Source organism: Variovorax paradoxus (assembly GCF_024734665.1).
Classification (GTDB): domain Bacteria; phylum Pseudomonadota; class Gammaproteobacteria; order Burkholderiales; family Burkholderiaceae_C; genus Variovorax.
In genome coordinates this window covers 2,434,620-2,452,280 of sequence record NZ_CP102931.1, presented here as the reverse complement: position 1 = coordinate 2,452,280, position 17,661 = coordinate 2,434,620, and the positions used below count along the sequence as shown (strand labels likewise).

17 protein-coding genes and 1 tRNA gene are annotated in these 17,661 nt (G+C 66.0%); 9 read left to right on the top strand and 9 right to left on the bottom strand.

The window, feature by feature from the left end; translation table 11 throughout:
- The first annotated feature begins 193 nt into the window (after positions 1–193).
- Positions 194–1,018: a ferritin-like domain-containing protein gene (locus NWF24_RS11530; protein ID WP_093073549.1), complete on the top strand. Its 825-nt coding sequence runs from the start codon at positions 194–196 to the stop codon at positions 1,016–1,018.
- A gap of 467 nt (positions 1,019–1,485) precedes the next feature.
- Here NWF24_RS11530 and NWF24_RS11525 read toward each other — a convergent pair whose 3' ends face one another.
- Entirely contained in the window at positions 1,486–1,773 is a 288-nt protein-coding gene (locus NWF24_RS11525; RefSeq protein ID WP_093055798.1) for a hypothetical protein, read from the bottom strand.
- 275 nt (positions 1,774–2,048) lie between these two features.
- Entirely contained in the window at positions 2,049–2,486 is a 438-nt protein-coding gene (locus NWF24_RS11520; RefSeq protein ID WP_258354290.1) for a hypothetical protein, read from the bottom strand.
- An 88-nt stretch (positions 2,487–2,574) separates the two neighbouring features.
- Between NWF24_RS11520 and NWF24_RS11515 the strand changes: the two genes are divergently transcribed.
- A tRNA-Gly gene (locus NWF24_RS11515) sits at positions 2,575–2,648 on the top strand.
- Positions 2,649–2,678: 30 nt separating this feature from the next.
- Here NWF24_RS11515 and NWF24_RS11510 read toward each other — a convergent pair.
- Positions 2,679–2,840, bottom strand: a complete 162-nt coding sequence (locus NWF24_RS11510) for a hypothetical protein (RefSeq protein ID WP_258354289.1) — start codon at positions 2,838–2,840, stop codon at positions 2,679–2,681.
- 155 nt (positions 2,841–2,995) lie between these two features.
- Here NWF24_RS11510 and NWF24_RS11505 point away from each other — a divergent pair, with 155 nt between their 5' ends.
- The gene (locus NWF24_RS11505; RefSeq protein WP_258354288.1) at positions 2,996–3,280 is read left to right on the top strand and encodes a hypothetical protein; all 285 of its coding nucleotides are present in this window, start codon (positions 2,996–2,998) and stop codon (positions 3,278–3,280) included.
- Between the two features lie 32 nt (positions 3,281–3,312).
- Positions 3,313–3,933, top strand: coding sequence for a hypothetical protein (locus tag NWF24_RS11500; protein WP_258354287.1), 621 nt, complete (start codon positions 3,313–3,315; stop codon positions 3,931–3,933).
- On the opposite strand, the gene NWF24_RS11495 is transcribed toward NWF24_RS11500, so the two are convergent.
- A complete protein-coding gene (locus tag NWF24_RS11495) occupies positions 3,919–4,698 on the bottom strand; it encodes a Crp/Fnr family transcriptional regulator (protein ID WP_258354286.1) in 780 nt (259 codons plus the stop codon). The two genes, NWF24_RS11500 and NWF24_RS11495, sit on opposite strands and share 15 nt — an antisense overlap.
- 153 nt (positions 4,699–4,851) lie before the next feature.
- Here NWF24_RS11495 and NWF24_RS11490 point away from each other — a divergent pair, with 153 nt between their 5' ends.
- Entirely contained in the window at positions 4,852–7,017 is a 2,166-nt protein-coding gene (locus tag NWF24_RS11490) for a DUF6351 family protein (RefSeq protein ID WP_258354285.1), read from the top strand.
- Here NWF24_RS11490 and NWF24_RS11485 read toward each other — a convergent pair.
- Positions 7,014–7,922, bottom strand: coding sequence for a LysR family transcriptional regulator (locus NWF24_RS11485; RefSeq protein WP_258354284.1), 909 nt, complete (start codon positions 7,920–7,922; stop codon positions 7,014–7,016). The two genes, NWF24_RS11490 and NWF24_RS11485, sit on opposite strands and share 4 nt — an antisense overlap.
- Before the next feature lie 111 nt (positions 7,923–8,033).
- Here NWF24_RS11485 and NWF24_RS11480 point away from each other — a divergent pair, with 111 nt between their 5' ends.
- The 4 genes from NWF24_RS11480 to NWF24_RS11465 all read left to right on the top strand — a co-directional run bounded on the left by NWF24_RS11480 (position 8,034) and on the right by NWF24_RS11465 (position 11,157).
- Entirely contained in the window at positions 8,034–9,311 is a 1,278-nt protein-coding gene (locus tag NWF24_RS11480) for an SGNH/GDSL hydrolase family protein (protein WP_258354283.1), read from the top strand.
- A 70-nt stretch (positions 9,312–9,381) separates the two neighbouring features.
- Positions 9,382–9,579 carry a hypothetical protein gene (locus NWF24_RS11475; protein ID WP_258354282.1) on the top strand — a complete coding sequence of 66 codons (198 nt, stop codon included), beginning with the start codon at positions 9,382–9,384 and terminating at the stop codon, positions 9,577–9,579.
- A gap of 15 nt (positions 9,580–9,594) precedes the next feature.
- Positions 9,595–10,113, top strand: coding sequence for a 2'-5' RNA ligase family protein (locus NWF24_RS11470; RefSeq protein WP_258354281.1), 519 nt, complete (start codon positions 9,595–9,597; stop codon positions 10,111–10,113).
- 33 nt (positions 10,114–10,146) lie between these two features.
- Positions 10,147–11,157, top strand: coding sequence for an aminoglycoside phosphotransferase family protein (locus NWF24_RS11465; protein ID WP_258354280.1), 1,011 nt, complete (start codon positions 10,147–10,149; stop codon positions 11,155–11,157).
- Positions 11,158–11,160: 3 nt separating this feature from the next.
- Here the strand turns inward: NWF24_RS11465 and NWF24_RS11460 are convergent, their stop codons facing one another.
- The 4 genes from NWF24_RS11460 to imuA all read right to left on the bottom strand — a co-directional run bounded on the left by NWF24_RS11460 (position 11,161) and on the right by imuA (position 17,644).
- Positions 11,161–12,078, bottom strand: a complete 918-nt coding sequence (locus NWF24_RS11460; RefSeq protein WP_258354279.1) for a hypothetical protein — start codon at positions 12,076–12,078, stop codon at positions 11,161–11,163.
- 80 nt (positions 12,079–12,158) lie between these two features.
- On the bottom strand, positions 12,159–15,512 hold the full coding sequence (locus tag NWF24_RS11455; protein WP_258354278.1) for an error-prone DNA polymerase: 3,354 nt from the start codon (positions 15,510–15,512) through the stop codon (positions 12,159–12,161).
- Entirely contained in the window at positions 15,505–16,869 is a 1,365-nt protein-coding gene (locus NWF24_RS11450; protein WP_258354277.1) for a Y-family DNA polymerase, read from the bottom strand. The genes NWF24_RS11455 and NWF24_RS11450 overlap by 8 nt, the downstream gene beginning before the upstream one ends.
- The gene (gene imuA / locus NWF24_RS11445) at positions 16,838–17,644 is read right to left on the bottom strand and encodes a translesion DNA synthesis-associated protein ImuA (RefSeq protein ID WP_258354276.1); all 807 of its coding nucleotides are present in this window, start codon (positions 17,642–17,644) and stop codon (positions 16,838–16,840) included. The genes NWF24_RS11450 and imuA overlap by 32 nt, the downstream gene beginning before the upstream one ends.
- Positions 17,645–17,661: the final 17 nt, after the last annotated feature.

Genomic DNA, 17,661 nt, shown 5'->3' with positions numbered 1-17,661 from the left:
CGGCCTAACTGCTTGATTTGCTTGAACAAACGATTATAGGTTTGGCCATGGTGCCCGCACCCGGACCGGACCGCACCGGGAAAACTGCACGATCCGGACTCCGCGGCTAATATGTGACTTGGCGCAAAAAACGAGAACCAAATACGGTCTGCGCCATCCGTACTTGTACGGACAAAAAGATCAAGGAGTTCGCATGGCAAGCCAAGAGGCGGAACAACACTGGCAGATCGAAGACCTGGATTTCTCGCGCATCGCGCTCGACAAGGTACGCCCGGACGAGAATCTCTTCTACCTGGTGACGTCCGCCTCCTTCATAGAAAGCGGCTCCGACCTCTACACGCAGAACCTGGTTGACTTCTTCCGGGGCGACGACGAAGTCACCGACTGGCTGTCGAACCACTGGGAACAGGAAGAACTGCAGCACGGCAAGGCCCTGCGCGCCTACGTTCGCCATGTGTGGCCCGAGTTCGAATGGGACACCGCCTACCAGGGCTTCCTTGAGGAATACGCGACCTACTGCAAGGTAGAGCTGCTGGCGCCGACTCGCGCCCTCGAAATGACCGCCCGCTGCGTGGTCGAGACCGGCACCGCCACCTACTACCGCGCCATGGCCCGCAGCACCAACGAGCCCGTGCTGCAAGACCTGGCAACCCGCATCGCGACCGACGAGGTCAACCACTACAAGCACTTCTACCGCTTCTTCCGCCGCTACCGCGAGCAGGAAAAGCTGAGCCGCTTCCGCGTGATGGGCACCATCGGCCGCCGCACGCTCGAACTCAAGAGCGAAGACGCCGACTGCGCGATTCGCCACGTGGTGAAGGCGCGCTCGCCTGGCCGCGCCAGCGACACGGCCTACGTGGAGCGGTTGAGCGCGGACATGAACAGCACCATCCGCACGAACCTGAGCCCCGGCAACACGCTCAAGATGCTGATGCGGCCGCTGGAACTGCCGGCGAAGGTGCAAGCGGTGATCCAGTACCCGATCAGGCAGTTCATGCAGCACGTGTTCCTGCGCTGAGGGATGGATGGATCGATAGGCACGCGGGTTGCCGCCGGCGCCGCACAAAAAAAACCCAGCACAGGGCTGGGTTGAACCTCTTGAGTGCTGTCACGCACAGAGAACTCGCACTTCGAAGCGAGTCCGCAAAATCTAGGGCCTCATGCCCCGGCGCCTTGTCGGACAGGACCGACACTTCAGATTGATGGGCCCGATCAGGTGAGCGCCAGCGGTCTGCCAACCGCACAAAACTGCCAAATAGTTCACGTTTTAATAAGTGTCCTACGGCGACTGCCTGTTTCCGGCTGACACCGGCGTCCGGGGCGACCACAGACCATACCGATGCTGTCACGCAACAGGGCCGCATAAAAGAAGAGCTCTCTGTCAGTGCTTAGAGCCGGCCCAGCAGGGTCACTCGGACCCGCTTCGGCGGGTATTTTTTGGCGCGACGCCGCACAGACCGAGCCCACGCCCGGCCACCGCTGCTTTCAGTTCGCCGAGGTCAGCCCCGGCTTGCGGGTTCCGTCCAGCGAATACAGCTGCGGCCGGTCTTCCGCTGTGCCTTCTGCCACCAGCCCATGCGCCACCGCCTGCGGCTGGCGATAGAGCTCGTTCTCGAGGCGCCTGACGCGTTCGGCGTACATCCGGGCCAGGGCGCTGTGATGTTCTGCCGCCGCCTGATGCTCGATGCGCGCCATTTGCGCCTCTTCCAGAAGTGCCGCCGCGCGCCGGAGGTACGCGGTGTGATTCGGGCGAAACAAGAAGTCGAACGTCATTTCACGCTCCTTACCGCAAGGGTGCGGTGCAAGCCATGTTCCTCCCCGCCCGCCTTCAAGTCTGTCGGAACGCGCCTACCCTCGGGCTACCCATTTTCTCTTGACTTGCCCATACCACACGGCCATGACACGTTGTTCCTTCTTGACGGGGACAACGTTGTGGAAAACTGTGTGCGCATCGCTCGAAAGCCTTGCCTGGCGTGGCCTGCAACGCGATGCCTGCGAAAGAGGCAGTGCGCGAAAAAAATTTATGAGTGCCGCCGACCGCTGCCGGACTACCCCATATCCGACCGCTTGCAATTGAAGACCGTGCCCGGATCGACCGCCCGCAGCACCGGCACCTTGCCCACGAAAGTCACCCCGGCACTTATCAGACGCCACTCCCCCGCCTTGAACAGCTTGAAGAGGTTCGTGACTTCATCGCCTGCCGCGGGAATGGCATTGAAGACGTAGACCGGCTCGCCGCCCTGGGTCTCGTCCATGCTCAGCAACTCGGCCCGCATCTTGCCCATGGTGTCCGTGTCTTTCGTCCTTTGGCGCACGATGTCCATGTTGACGGTACGAGAGTGCTCGTCGATCGAGATCCTGCGGATCCAGGGGGCCGGCCCCGCGCTGTTGTGAGCTGGTACGCATGCGATCGTTCCGGCTGCGGCCGAGCTTGCTGCTGCGGCGAAGAACATGTGAAGGGCGAGTTGGGTGGGCTTGAGTTTCATGCTCGGTTAGGGCTCCTGGGTCGAAGGACATGCATCTATACTCCCGCCTGTCGTCGCTCGCAGGCATGCAGTCGGCGACTTGCCAGATGCGGGTGTAGTTCAATGGTAGAACGGCAGCTTCCCAAGCTTCATACGAGGGTTCGATTCCCTTCACCCGCTCCAATTCAGGGTCCGACGCGATCCTGGAAATTCTCAAGAAGCCGTTTCAAATCCACGGCTTGCAAGAAATCCCGGTCCTGAATCCTCGCCCGCCAGAGCGATGAGTTGTCCGCTGGAATGGGCAGCCCTCAATTGCGCCACAACTTCGTCGCGGGTCAAGCTTTGTGCCGAGGCACCACCGGCGGCGGCAAGCATCACGTGCTCGTCTCGGGTTCGACTTTGCGAGGCGTGAATTGCGCTCGAATTACGCGCACGCCCTCCCGGATTCAGATGACATGCGACGCGATGCCCAAGGCGGATGTAGCAAAACTGCCTCCATCCGGCATGCGCAATCACGTAGCATCCCGGCCATGAGTTACACCGTGAAACTGGTCGATTTCCCCGACGCCCCGGCCGACGTCATCGCCACCGCGGAGTCGCGCTTTCGCCGCGAACTCGACAAGCTGCTGGGCGACAGCGTCGAAGCCGCGCTGAAGGCTTTCGAGAATGCCAGCGAGTCCAGCGCTGACGAACTCAGCAAAGACGAGCTTGCGCTGGCCGCCACCTGGGCCAAGGCCTACGAAGCCGCCAAGACCGCCGGCTTTCGCGCACTCGGCGAAGCCGATGAGGCTTACTTCGAGCTCCGCCTCGACTGACCTGCCTTTTCCCCCGACTCCAGGACCAGCCCATGAAACTGCTGTTCGCCCTGCTCCTCTCCGCCCTGCTCTGCGCCTGCGCGAGCGCACCGAACACGGCACCGGCCGCAGGAACAACGGCAGCAACGCCGCCCGCCGCTGAACCGGCTCCGGCGCCGCCCGCGGGCGTGCAGTGGCGCTACATCAACTCCAAGTCTTACGAGGCGCTGAATACAGGCCTCGGCAACAGCCACCGCTTCGAAAGCAGCGTCGGCTGGATCGATGTCTACGTGTACGACATGAAGCGCGCCTGGCAACCAGGCGTGGACGACCCGCAATTCGACGAGCACTTCAAGAGCACCATCGCCGAGGTGCAGCGAGCCACCGCCCAGGGCATGTACGCAAGCGCCAGGATCGGCCCCACCCGCGACGTGCGCATCGAAGGGCTGACTTTCCGCACCGTCTCGTTCCGCCTCGTGCATGCAAAGGACGCCAAGGCCTACGACTCGTTCACCTACCTCGCGGTGCGCAACGGCAAGCTGCTGAAGTACCGCATGTCCTTCAACACGCCGACGCCGGCCAACGTGGAAGCCATTGCACGCGAGTTCATCGAACGCAATGTGCGCACCGGCCCCGACACGCCAGTCGGCACGCGCCAGCTACGCAGCACCTGACGGGCGCAGCGGCAGGACGCCTTCTGCTTTGTAGCTGCGCAAGCCACCAAGGTCGAGCACCGTCAGCCCGCGCTTTTCGAGGCGGATCAGCTCCAGCGCCTGAAAGCGCTGCAGCGCAACATTCACGCGCTGCCTCGACACGTTCGCGAGCAACCCGATCTCTGTCTGCCCCACTTCCAGGAAGCGCGGTGCATCGGGATACAGATCAGGGTTGAACAGGCTCGCCAGGCAGTTCGCAACGCGCGCGTCGGTGTCGAGCAGGCGCTCATGCTCCAGCGCGCCAATGAAGAGGCTGAGCCGCGCGTTGAGCAGCTCCTGCAGGTAGTGGTTGAACGGCACGCTGGTGCCGCGCAGCCATTCGAAGGTACGGCGCGGCATCAGCGCCACGCGCGTGGGTCGCAGCGCGAACACGTCGTAGCGGCGCGCCTCGTGCTTGAACAACGAACCTTCGCCGAACCACACGCCGGCCGACACGCCCGTGAGCGTCGAAACGCGTCCGTCTTCGGATGCGACCGACATCTTTGCGAAGCCGTCGATCAGCGCCATCCAGTGCTCGACCTGCTCACCGGCGCGCGCAATGCAGCCGCCGCGCGCAACCTGCCGCTCCTGCATGCTGCCGAGCACGTGCTCCAGGTCGTCGGGCGACAGGGCCGATGCCCACTTCGAGCGCCGCACCATCTCCTCCATCGCCTGCGCGGCGGAAGACGAAGAAGAAAAAGGCTCGCTGGGTGAATCAGGGATTACCTGTAGCAATTCGCGCGTCATGTGTCGTCGCAACGACCGCGCCCCGGAACGTCCATTCGTATTCTTTCAAGACATACAACACAGGAGACGTCCATGTTCGCTACACCCCGTCGCCCGCACAAGCGGGTTTTTCCGTGGCCGCGCCGGCCCCGCGCCCTTACCGCGGGTCTTGCAATGGCAGGAGCTCTGCTCGTCGCGGGATGCGGCGGAGGCTCCGACGGCGGATCGGGGTTTTCGTTCATTCCCGGCGCCAGCCCGCCTCCAGCGACGCAGACGCCCGCCGCGTTCCAGGTGAAGACGCTTTCGTCGTCGCCCGACATGGTCAGCGGCGGCGACTCGCTGATCGAGATCACCACGCCCGTTGGCGTGGCGCTCGACAAGGTGCGCGTGAGTCTGAACGGCAAGGACGTGAGCTCGCAGGTGCCGGTGGCCGACAGCACGGCCCGCGTGCTGCGCGGCCTCGTCACCGGGCTCACGACGGATGCTTCCAGCACCACGGGCAGCAGCAACACGCTGGTGGTCAGCAACGCCGACAACGCCGCGCAGCGCACCGAGACGAAGCTGGTCAACTACCCCATCACCGGGCCCATCCTGTCGGGCCCGCACATCTCGCCCTATGAATGCCGCACGGTGCAGAACGGCCTGGGCTCGCCGCTCGACGCCGACTGCTCGGCCGCAACGCAGGTGCTCTGGTACTACCGCACCAAGGCCAACATCTTCCTGCCGCTGACTGACCCCACGGGCCCGCGCCCGGCCGACCTGGTGACGACCACCACCAACGACGGCGCCACGGTGCCCTACATCGTGCGTGTGGAGTCGGGCACCATCAACCGCGGCGTGTACCGGCTCGCGGTGCTCGACAACCCCACCAAGGACGCGCCCACCACCTGGAAGCCCGGCGCGGGCTGGAACAAGAAGCTCGTCGTGTACTTCGACTGCTGCGGCTCCGCCCAGTACAACCAGGGCGTGCACCCCGTCGAGACGATCCTCGGCGATGTGGGCCACATCCAGCTGTCGCGCGGCTTCGCCTTCATGAACTCGACCGAGCTCTGGAACAACCAGCACGCCAACCCGCACCTGCAGGGCGAAACGCTGATGATGCTGAAGGAGCACGTCATCGAAGAATTCGGCGCCGTGCCCAAGTGGACGGTCGGCTTCGGCGGCTCGGGCGGCGCCATCCAGCAGTACCTGATCGCGCAGCTCTACCCGGGCCTGCTCGACGGCATCCAGCCCATCGTGTCCTTCCCCGAGACGCTGATGCCCGAGGTGATGGAGTGCCGGCTGCTCAACAACGTCTACAAGCTCGACACCGCCACGTGGAGCACGGCCAAGCAGAACGCGGTGAACGGCTTCAACACCAACACCTGCACGAGCTGGGACCTGTCCTTCGCGAGCATCATCAAGTCCGACAACACGGTGGGCTGCGGCTTTCTCGAACCGGCCAACGTGTCGAACGTGTTCAACCGCACGACCAACCCCACCGGCATCCGCTGCGACCTGTTCCAGACCAACGTGAACCTGCTCGGCAAGCGCGCCGGCACGCAGGAGGCGCGTCGCCCTCTCGACAACATCGGCGTGCAGTACGGCCTGGCCGCGCTGAACAGCGGCGCGATCTCGGTGACGGAGTTTCTCGACCTGAACGAGAAGGTCGGCGGCTACGACGGCGACGGCAACGTGCAGGCCGCGCGCTCCGTGGCAGACCCCGACGCGCTGAAGCTCACCTACGCGGGCGGCTTCAAGAACAGCTTCAAGGGGCCGGGCCTTGCGAACATTCCGATCATTACGCAGCGCGGTAACGCCGATGCGGTGGGCGACATCCACGACACGATGCAGGACCTGATCATCCGGGCCCGCCTGCAGCGCGCCAACGGCCGCAGCGACAACCAGATCATCTGGACGCTGGGATCGAAGTCGCCCGTCGACTACATGTCTGCCTCGCTCGACCTCATCAACAAGTGGCTGGACAACATGGCCGCCGACACGGCTGCACCGTCCATCGACAAGGTGGTGCGCAACAAGCCCGCAGGCGCGAACGATGCCTGCTGGGACGCGAGCGGCACGCGCATCGACGAAGCCGCGTCAACCAATCCGGCGGCCAGTTGCAACGTGGTGTACCCGCGCTTCAGCACGCCGCGCCTCGTTGCCGGCACGCCGCTGGTCAACGACGTGCTCAAGTGCCAGCTGAAGCCGGTGAATGCGGCCGACTACTCGGTGACCATTGCCGGCGCCGACCTGGCGCGCCTGCAGACCATCTTCCCGAGCGGCGTGTGCGACTGGAGCAAGCCGGGCGCGGGCCAGGAGGCGCTGCGGGGCACCTTCTTGCGGCTGCCGCTGAACTAGCGCGTAACCGGGCGGGAGGCGCCCGGCAGCTTCGCCACCCGCTCGGCCAGGAAGTCCACCAGCACGCGCACGCGCAGCGGCTGGTGGCGGCGCGGGGCATACAGCAGGTGCACCTCCTGCGCCGGGCCAGTGTGGCGACTGAGCACCCGCACCAGCCGGCCTTGTGCGAGCAGGTCGGCCACCATCCAGGTGGGCTGCAGCGAGATGCCGGCGCCGCCGAGCACGCTGTCGAGCAGAGCCACCGCGTTGTTCACCCGATAGCGGCTGCGCACCGGCACGGTGACGGGGCCATCGGAGCCTTGAAGCAGCACGCCGTCGTCGCCCGCCGCATAGCGCAGGTAATCGTGCGCCAGCAGGTCCTGTGGCTTGCGCGGCTTGCCGCGTGCCGCGATGTAGTCCGGCGAGGCGACCAGCACGCGCGGCCACGTGCCCAGGTGGCGGGCGACGAGGTCGGGCGGCAAGGCGCCGCCGACGCGCAGTGAGACGTCGATGCGCTCCTCCAGCGGATCGACGAAGCGGTCGTCGAGCACCAGCTCCAGTTCGATGTCCGGGTACAGGCCCAGAAACTCCACCGCCATCGCGTTGAGATGCCGCTGGCCCATGGTCACCGGCGCGCTCATGCGCAGCAGGCCGCGCGGCTGCTGGATGCCTTCGCGCACATCGGACACTGCGTCGCCGTAGTCCTCCAGCACTCGCCGTGCGCGCTCGTGAAAGCGCTGGCCTTCCTCGGTCAGGCTCAGGCCTGCCGCGGTGCGCCGCAGCAGGCGCACGCCGAGCGAACGCTCCAGCCCCGCGACCAGCTTGCTGATGGTGGGCTGCGTGGTGTCGAGCGCGCGGGCCGCGCCTGACAGGCTGCCCAGCTCCACGCTGTGCACGAAGGCTTCGAGGGCGCGCAGGGTATCCATGGTTTATTCGATATTGGAATGGTCTGGATGCCATTCTGCCGTCTACCCATCTGAATGCGCATGGAAGAAAGTCAGGGCCTTGCTTCAGCTTTCATCCAAGGACCTCTTCTCATGACCACATCGACACTCGCATCGATCCTGCGCCACGGCGCCCTCGCGCTCACCCTGACCGGCTTGGCTGCAACTTCGACAGCCGAACCCGCCACCGCCCACTGGAGCCCCAGCTGGATGGCCAGCACGCAACCCATCTGGAGCGGCGACTTCGTGCTGCCCACCGGCCTGCCCTTCCAGTTCAACCGGCAGACCGTGCGCCAGGTGGCGCGGCTGAGCATCGGCGGTTCGCGGCTGCGCGTGGTGATCAGTAACGAAGACGGGGCGGCGCCGCTGTACATCGGCGCAGCGCGCGTGGCCCGGCATGCCGAAGGCTCTGCGGTCATCGAGGGCAGCGACCGGCCGCTGCGCTTCGGCGGGCAGGCCGACGTCACCATCCCGCCCAGCGCGCGGTTGGTCAGCGACCCGGTGGACATCGCCATGCCCGCTCTCGGCGAAGTTGCTGTGTCTCTCTATCTGCCGCGACCCAGCCAGCCCGCAGGCTTTCACTTCGATGCGCGGCAGATCGCCTACGTGGCCGATGGCGACCTGATCGGCGCCGCGCGCCTGCCGGCAGCGGCAACGCAATGGAGCACTCGCGTCTACGTCAGCGGCCTGATCGTCGAGACACCCCGTCCACCGGTCACTGTCGTCACCCTCGGCGATTCGCTGACCGACGGCAACGGTTCCACGCCCGGCGCCAACACCCGCTGGCCCGACGCACTGGCCGAGCGGCTGGTGGGGCGCAATGTCGCGGTGCTGAACGCCGGCATCTCCGGCGGCCGCCTGCTGAAGGACGGCATGGGCCGCGCCGGCCTGGAGCGCGCGGGCCGCGACGTGTTCGCCCAGCCGGGCGTGCGCGCCATGATCGTGCTGCTGGGCACCAACGACATCGGCTGGCCCGGCGGCCCGTTCGCACCGAACGAACCCGCCGTGCGCGCGGAGGCCGTCATCCAGGGCTTGCGGCAGCTGGCGGAGATGGCTCGCGCCCACAACGTGCGCATCATGGCCGGCACCATCGCACCGACCGAACGCGCGCTGGAGGGCACACCGCTCGAAGGCCACTATTCGCCAGAGAAGGACAAGGTACGCCAGGCCGTGAACCGTTGGATACGCGAAGGCGGTGCATTCGACGCCGTGGTCGACTTCGACGCCGTGCTGCGCGACCCGGCCCGGCCCTCGCGGCTGAAGGCGGCGATGGACTCGGGCGACCACCTGCATCCGGGCGATGCGGGTTACAAGGCCATGGCGGCGGCCGTCGATCTGGGTGCCCTGCTGGGCACGCCTTCTCAGCCCTGAAAATACTGTACATAAATACAGTATTTCTCTAAAATTCGTCGTCTCCAAGAACACAATCGAGGCGACGACGATGACCACCGCCAATCCGCCTGCGCCCACTGCGCAGGCTCTTTTTTTCTCCAGGCTGCACCAGTTTCAGCCCCCCTCCCGTACGGGCCGAATCTCGACCTGGCCCTTCAAGGTGACCCGCGACAAGGACGACATTCGCGTCCAGGCAGCGCGCGTCATCCGCACGACGGCCGAGAGCTGGTGGCCGTCTGAATCCTGAAGAAGCGAGCACCCCATGGCCGCGCGCCGAAAGCTTCTGATCGGGCTTTTTCCTGCCAGCGAAGTGCAGGCTGAAATCGAAGCGCACCGCAAAGACTGGTGGTGGCCCAGCGGCTGCTCCTTTCCACCCGAAGAGCGCCTGCACCTGACGCTCCAGTACCTCGACGATCAACAGGGGAATGCCGAGCAACGCCTGCGCGCCGCACTCGCCGAAGTGTCGATGCAGCCAATGCAACTCACGCTCGACCGCTCCTGCACATGGTCCAACGACGCCTCGGTGGTGCAGCCGTCGGAGCACGAAGGATTGCGGTGCCTTCAGCACGACATCAGCCGCGCGTTGCTCCGAGCCGGCTTTCCCCTTCGTGTCGGCATCCGCGGATGGACGCCGCACGTCACGATCGCACGAAAGGCCGAGCATGCGGCAGCCCCCTCCCTGAAACCCATTCGCTGGACGGCAACGGAGTTCCGCCTGGTCCGCTCACACTTCACGTATCCGTTTCGCCACGAACCCCTGGGCTCCTATCCTCTGCACTGAGGTGCGGCATTCGTCCGGCGCTAAAGTGCCCGCATGCTGACGCCCCCCGACCTGTCGCGCGAAACCATCGCGCAATACCTCGCCGATGCCTACGGCCTGCACGACGCCCGCGTCGAATTCCTGCCCCTCGGCGCGGATATGAACTCCGCCGTCTTCCGCATCGATGCGGCCAATGCCGCGTACTTCCTCAAGCTGCGCAGAGGCGATTTCGACCAGCCGGTCGTCGCAGTCCCAGCCTTCCTTCACCACGAGAAAGGCATCGAAGCCGTGATGGCGCCGTTGCCAGCAACGAGCCACCAACTGAGTGTGCAAAGTCATGGCTTCGACTGGGCGCTCTATCCCTTCTTCGATGGCAAAAACGGTTTCGAGCGCGCATTGACGAACCGGCAATGGACCGCGCTCGGCGCCGCATTGGGCGCAATCCATCGCACCGAGCCGCCCGAAACGCTGTCAGCCAGCCTGACCAAGGAGCACTACGCCCATCACTGGCGTGAAGGCGTCCGCCGCTACCAGCGCCGGTTCATCAACGGCGTGAAGGGCGACGACATCGTCAAGCGATTCTTCGCGTTCTGGGAGGAGCATGCGGAAGAGATCGACACTGTCGTCTATCGCAGCGAACAGCTCGCCTCCATCCTGCTCGAACGACCGCCGCAGCTGGTGCTGTGCCACTCCGACCTGCACGCGGGCAATGTTCTCGTCGGCGACAACGACCGCATTTCCATCGTCGACTGGGACACGCTCATCCTCGCCCCGAAGGAGCGCGACCTGATGTTCATCGGCGGTGGTGTCGGCCACGTGTGGAACCAGCCGCAGGAAGAAGCGCTGTTCTACGAAGGCTACGGATCGAAAGACATCGACCTCGTCGCCCTCGCCTACTACCGCTACGAACGCATCGCGAAAGACGTGCTCGAATTCTGCGACCAGATGTTCGACGCCACGGCCAGCGCGGAAGATCGCGAAGAAGGCCTGCGCCAGATGCAGAGCCAGTTCCTGCCCGGCGACGTCGTCGCCATCGCGCACCGGGGCTACGACGACATCACCTGATCGTCAGATCAGCATGTCCTGCACGTCGTCCTCGAATCCGGCAATCGGCTGCGCCTTGGCCAGCGCGAGCCACACAGCAAACGGAATGCGATCGAACGCGCGATGCACGGCCGCACGCGCGACCACGAGGCGTTCGCCCTCCAGCACCATCACACCGCATTCGGCTGGCACCTCTTCGGGCTTGGCGATGCAGCGGCCTTTGGCGTCGTTGCCCAGCACGTACCAGCACTCGCCGCCCAGGTCGAGGTACGCCGCGCGCTTGTCGGGCTTGCGCAGGTCGCCCAGCAGGTCGGCGCGGCTCACCTTCACCTCGTGCACGATGGGGTGCGCGTAAGCCTCCACGCTGGTATTGCGGATGGAGAACACATCGGGCCGCGCAACGCACCAGCGCGGCTTGCCGCCTTCTTCCAGCGGCGGCAGGCGGGCCCGCAGGCCCAGGCCGCGCCATGCGATGCGGCCGCCGCGCGTCATCTCGCGCGCCACGCGCTCCACCAGGGCTTCGTGCGGCGACAGCGCGGCGCGATTGATGGTGAGCGTGGTGGCGATGCGTGCGATGCCGGTGTCGGTCACGCGCAGCGTCTCGTGGCCGTGCACCGTGCGTACGCGTTCCAGATAACCACCGGCAAGCAATTCGACTTCGATGGTGTCGCAGCATGGCCAGCCGGCCGAACGGTAGATCTCGCGCAGGCGCCGCGCATGCGGCTTGCCGAAGGGCACCGCCGTCTCGGCCCTCTGCATTGGCGGAGGCTCCACCACGGGTGGCGGAAACCCGGGGTCGGTCACGGGCGGCACAACCGGAGGCGGGTCGCCCTCCGGCGGTGGCATGGGTGGCGGCGGTGGTGGCACGGGCACATCGGGCGCTGGTGGTGGCGGCCCGATGGGCGTGGCGACGATGGGGGCGAGAACGGCAAGTGCGGACATAGCGGAAACAGGTTAGCGAAAAGCGGTGGAAGGCGCGAGGCATGGAACGATCGGTTGCATTCGGTCCTTCCCTTCCCGCATCAATGAAAGTCGCGGCTGGTGTTGCTCTGCGCGAGCCGGCCCATGAGCGGCGTCAGGTCTTTGAAGCCCGTGGCGATCAGGTGCTGCACCTTGCCGCCGCTGTCGTCGTCGCGCTGCCATGTGCCCTGCACCGCGAGCAGGTGCGACTTGAGCAGCGGCTCGCGCCATGCCTCGATGACATGGCTCCAGACGATGACGTTGACGTTGCCCGTCTCGTCCTCCAGCGTGACGAAGATGGTGCCGTTGGCGGTCTGTGGGCGCTGCCGTCCCTTGACGATGCCGCAGGCGCGCGCGGTCTGGCCGCTGGGCAGCGAACGCAGTTCGGCCGCGCTCATGAGCTTCATGCGCACAAGGCGCGGGCGCAGCAGCGCGAGCGGATGGCGGCGCAGCGTGAGGCCAAGCGCCGCGTAGTCGCCGACGATCTCCTCGCCCTCGGGCGCGGCCGGCAGCAGCAGCGCCTGTTCGTTGATCGGCACGCCCCGCAGCAGGGCCGGCGACCGGTGCTGCGCGGTGGCGTCCCACACCTGCTGGCGCCGATGGCCCGAGAGTGACATCAGCGCATCGGCCGCGGCCAGCGCGGCCATGTCCTTGCCGTCGAGCTCGGCGCGCAGGGCGAGGTCTTCGGTGCTCGTGAAGGGCGATTGGTCGCGTGCTTTGAGCAGGCGCTCAGCGCCTCCCTTGCTGAGGCTCGAGATGCGATTCAGGCCCAGCCGCACCGCTGGCTGGTTCTCGTTGCCGAGGCGGTCGATGTAGCGTGGATCGATGCCTGGAGAATGCAGCGCATCGGGAGCGCGAGCTTCGAGCGTGGTGTCGAGTTCGCTGCGCGTGACGTCGACCGGACGCACCTCGACGCCATGGCGGCGTGCGTCCTGAACGAGCTGCGACGGGCTGTAGAAACCCATCGGTTGCGAATCGAGCAGCGCGGCGAGAAAGCAGGCGGGCTCGTAGTTCTTGAGCCAGCTGCTCACCGTTACCAGCAGCGCAAAGCTGGCGGCGTGGCTTTCGGGGAAGCCGTAGTCGCCGAAGCCCATGACCTGCTTGAAGATGGCTTCGGCGAATGCTTCGGGGTATTTGTTGTGGACCATGCCCTTCACGAGCTTGTCGTGGAATTTGTCGAGCCCCCCTTTGCGCTTCCATGCAGCCATGGCACGCCGCAGTTGATCGGCCTCGTCGGCCGTGAACTTGGCCGCGATCATGGCGATCTGCATCACCTGCTCCTGGAAGATCGGAATGCCCAGCGTTCGCTCCAACGCAGGGCGCAGCTCTTCTTTCTCATAGTGGATAGGCAGGTTGTTGCGCTTGCGCTCCCGCTGCTTGAGATACGGATGCACCATGCCCCCCTGTATCGGCCCGGGCCGCACGATGGCAACCTCGATCACCAGGTCTTCGTAGGTGCGCGGCTTCAGGCGCGGCAGCATCGACATCTGCGCCCGGCTCTCGATCTGGAACACACCGATGGTGTCGGCGTCGCAGATCATGTCGAACACCTTCTGGTCGTTGTTCGGTATCTGGTGCATTTCCATCGTCGAGTTGCGCCAGCGATTCATGTGATCGAGCCCGCGGCGGATGGCACTGAGCATGCCGAGCGCCAGCACGTCGACCTTGAGCATGCCCATCGCTTCGAGATCGTCTTTTTCCCACTGGATGACGGAGCGGTCTTTCATCGACGCCTTCTCGACCGGCACCAGCCGCGTGAGCTTCGTGTGCGTGAGCACGAAGCCTCCCACGTGCTGGCTCAGGTGGCGCGGAAAGCCCTTGAGCCGCTGCGTCATCTCGATCCAGTGCATCAGCTTGAGTTCGTCCTCCTCGACACCGACGCGCGCCGACGCCTGGCGCAGTTGCTCACCGAGCACTGTCTCGTCGAACCAGTAATGGTCTTTCGCAAATTCATCGATCAGCCGCTCGTCGATGCCGATGGCCTTGCCCACGTCGCGCAATGCGCTGCGTGCGCGATAGCAGATGACGACAGCGGCGATAGCGGCACGGTCGCGGCCGTATTTGTCGTAGATGTACTGAATGACTTCCTCGCGCCGCTGGTGCTCGAAGTCAACGTCGATGTCGGGCGGCTCGCGGCGATGGCGGCTAAGGAAGCGCTCGAACAGCAGATGGGCCTTTTCAGGGTTGATCGCAGTGATGCCCAGGCAGTAGCAGACCGCCGAATTGGCCGACGACCCGCGCCCCTGGCAAAGGATGCTCTGCGAACGGGCGAAACGCACGATGTCTTCCACCGTGAGGAAGAACATCTCGTATTCGAGTTCGAGGATGAGATCGAGCTCTTTCTGCACTTGAGCCCGCACCACGTCGGGCACGCCCTGCGGATAACGAACCTGCGCCCCCTCCCACGTTTTGCGCACCAGCGTCTGCGCTGGCGTCTCATGGCTGCCCACGCTTTCCAACGGGTACTTGTAGTTCTCGCGGATCACTTCAGGGTCGAACCTGCATCGCCCGGCCACCACCAGCGTGTTCGTCAGCATCTCCTGAAAATAAAGTTCCGCCAGCCGCATACGCGGCCTCAGATGCCGCTCGGCATTCGACTGCAGCGCAAAGCCGCATTCGGCCACCGTCTTGCCTTCGCGCACGGCCGTCAGCACGTCGTGCAATGGTTTCTGCGAGCGCACGTCCATGCGCACGTCACCGGCGGCCACGAGCGGCACGCCTGCCTCCTCGCCCGCCTGCATCAGCGTGACGAACCAGAGGTCATCGTCGAGTTCGTTGAACAGCTCCACGGCCAGCCAGAGGTTTTCGCCGTACAGCGCCTTGGCGGCCATCAGGTCTTCGTGCAGCGTTGCGACATCCATTGCGCCGCCGGGGTTTCGCTGCGGCACGAAAAGAATCTGGCAGCGCTGCAGCGAAGCCACGTCGCTGTCTTCCCAGCTCACGCGGTACTCGCCCTTGGGCAGCTCGGTGTTGCGCGCGGCGGTGATGAACTCGCACAGGTTGCCCCAACCCTCGGTGTCGTTCGCGATCACCACGAGCTTGAAGCGCTCGAACCGGAACTCGCTGCCGAACAGCAGGCGAAAAGCAGAATTGCGCGGAATCTCCGGCTCGTCGGGATGCTCGCGCTCATGCTCGGCCAGCTTCGCCGGCAGGTCGCGCAAAGCCACATGGGCCCGCACGATGCCCGCCACCGAGCATTCGTCGGTAATGGCGAGCGCGGTATAGCCGAGCTGGTAGGCCCGCTCCACCATCTGCTCCGGCGTCGAGGCTCCCCGCTGGAAACTGAAGTTGGTCAGGCAATGCAGTTCGGCATAGTCCGGCAGCGTCGGCGCGGCTTTTTTGCGCAGCGGCAACGGCAGCGCATGCACCTTGGCCGAGTTGCGCCCGCGCAGTTGCTTGCCGCTCAGGTCAGGCATAGAACCCCTGCAGATACCAGCGCACCTCGCCGGAAGAAAAGCGCGCGGCAGGCCGCTCGCGAAAGATCCAAACCAGCCCGGCCTCGGGGCTTTCCGCGACGTAGTAGTCGCGCATCGCGGGCTGGCCGCCGTCTTCCTTGTCGCCCCACCAGCCCGTCTCGACACGCTGCGGCCCGATCAGCCTGCTCAGCGGGCCGCGATAGCACGGGCGCTCACCGTCCATTTCGAGCAGCAGCGGTTCGGGCAGCAGCCATGGCGGGTAGATGGCATCGGGCTGCGAAGCCGCGGCCCTGGCAGCCTTTGCCTCCTTGCGAACCTTGTCGCCGGGCGCCTTCTCCTTTTCTTTCTGCAGCGCGGGCCGCCATGCCTGCTTGCGTTCGGGCCGGTGGTCGGCCTGTGCCGACGGCACCACCACCTGCTGCGCTCCGAGCCGCACGCTGAGCCGCTCGACCATCTCGTGCAGCCTGTCGCCCCTGCGGTTGTCTTCCGGCAGAAAGCTGGTGCTGGCGCCGGTCCACGGATCGGTTTCGAGCGTGCGCAGCCTGAGCCAGCTCGCGGGCGCGGCCAGCGTGGTGAGGGCCAGTTTTTCGGACAGCAGGCGGCGCAGGTGCGCCATGTCCTGCGTGGGCTCGGCCGTGCGCACGGTGACCTGCTGGTGCGGCGGCAGGTTCACGCCGTTGAAGCGCTTGAGGTCGAGCGTCCATTGCAGTTCGAGCGCGCGTGCGCCACGCTGGCGGGCACGCAGCCAGATCTGCAGGGCCGACAGCAGCCGGTTGGCCGACCACATGAGTTCGGGCGCGGTCTCGGCCAGCGCGGGCAGCTCCAGCTTCTGCTCGAACACATCGGGCAGCGTGAGCCAGGCATGGCTTTCGGGGCGCAGGCCCCATGCGGCGTCGAGTGCCTCGCGCAACCCCGCGCCGAAGCGCCGCGTGAGGCCACCGCGCGGCAGTGCCGCCACCTCGCCCCAGGTGCGGCAACCCAGGCGCGCGAGCAGGTCGAGGTGTTCGCGCGCGGCGCTCAGCGTGTCGAGCGGTAGCCCGGCCGGCACGTCCTGCGGCCGCTTTTCCTGTCGTACGAACAGGCGCAGCCGGGCCAGCGCGATCAGGCTCGTTGCGCCCTGCGCACCCTGCATGCGAACGTCGGGCGCGGGGTTGTCGGCCAGCAGCTGGCGCATCAGTTGCAACCGCCCGCCCCACAGGCGCTCGCAGGCGGAGACTTCGAGCATCAATGCCTCGTCTTGCCAGGCAACGTGGGGCGTGTACCGCAGCGCCCACCAGCCCAGTGCTTCGGGCGTGGGCAAGACAGGAGCGTCGGGCGTGTCGGCGTCAAGCGACCACCGCAAGGCGATCCAGTGCATCCGGGCCTCCTTTCCACGCGTCGATGCGCACCACGGTCGCCGAGGTTGCCGAATCCCCGGCCGGCACCGTGCCCAGTTGCTGCAGACGCAGCTTGCGGCGAAGGCGGGCAGCGGCCAGCAATGCGGTCACGCGTTCGTTGCGCGCCGGGAGCATCACCGGCGTAGCCAGCGGCGGGCCACGGCGCTTGAGGATGTGCAGCTCGATCTGCGACGCATCCACTTCGCAGCGCCCGGCGCGAATGCGCAGCCGCGCGGGCGAGGCCGACAGCGCGACCGATTCGGGCCGGCACACGAACAGCAGCACCTCGTGCTGCGCAGCCGCCAACTGCAGCCGCCGCAGCTCACCCACCCGCGCCTGCGGCAGCCAGGCCACGACGGCGGCGATGTCCGCGCAGCGCAGTGCCTGCTCGCAGGCCCACAGCCGCGCGGCCGGGGCCTCGCTCCTGACCCACATCAGGGCCTCCACCGGCAGCCCCTGCGCCGCGAGCGACGGTCCGCAAGGCTCATAAGGCGCGCCGACCAGCACCACCGGCCCGCCCCGCGCCTGCACCGCCTGCCCCAGTGCGGGCAGCAGCAGCCGCCAGACATGGGCCTCGGGCGCGGCCTGCAGCAATTCCGTCATCGCCCCGACCGGCCAGCCGCCGCCCGGCAACTGCGCATCGAGCGCAGCGTGGCCGGTGGCGACGACCTGTGCGTCGGCCAAGCCGAGTTCGTCGGCATGCCAGACGCCACGGCCTGCGGCAGCGGAAAAGGAGTCGAGGAAAGGAAGGCCCATGGTGAAGACTGTTAACT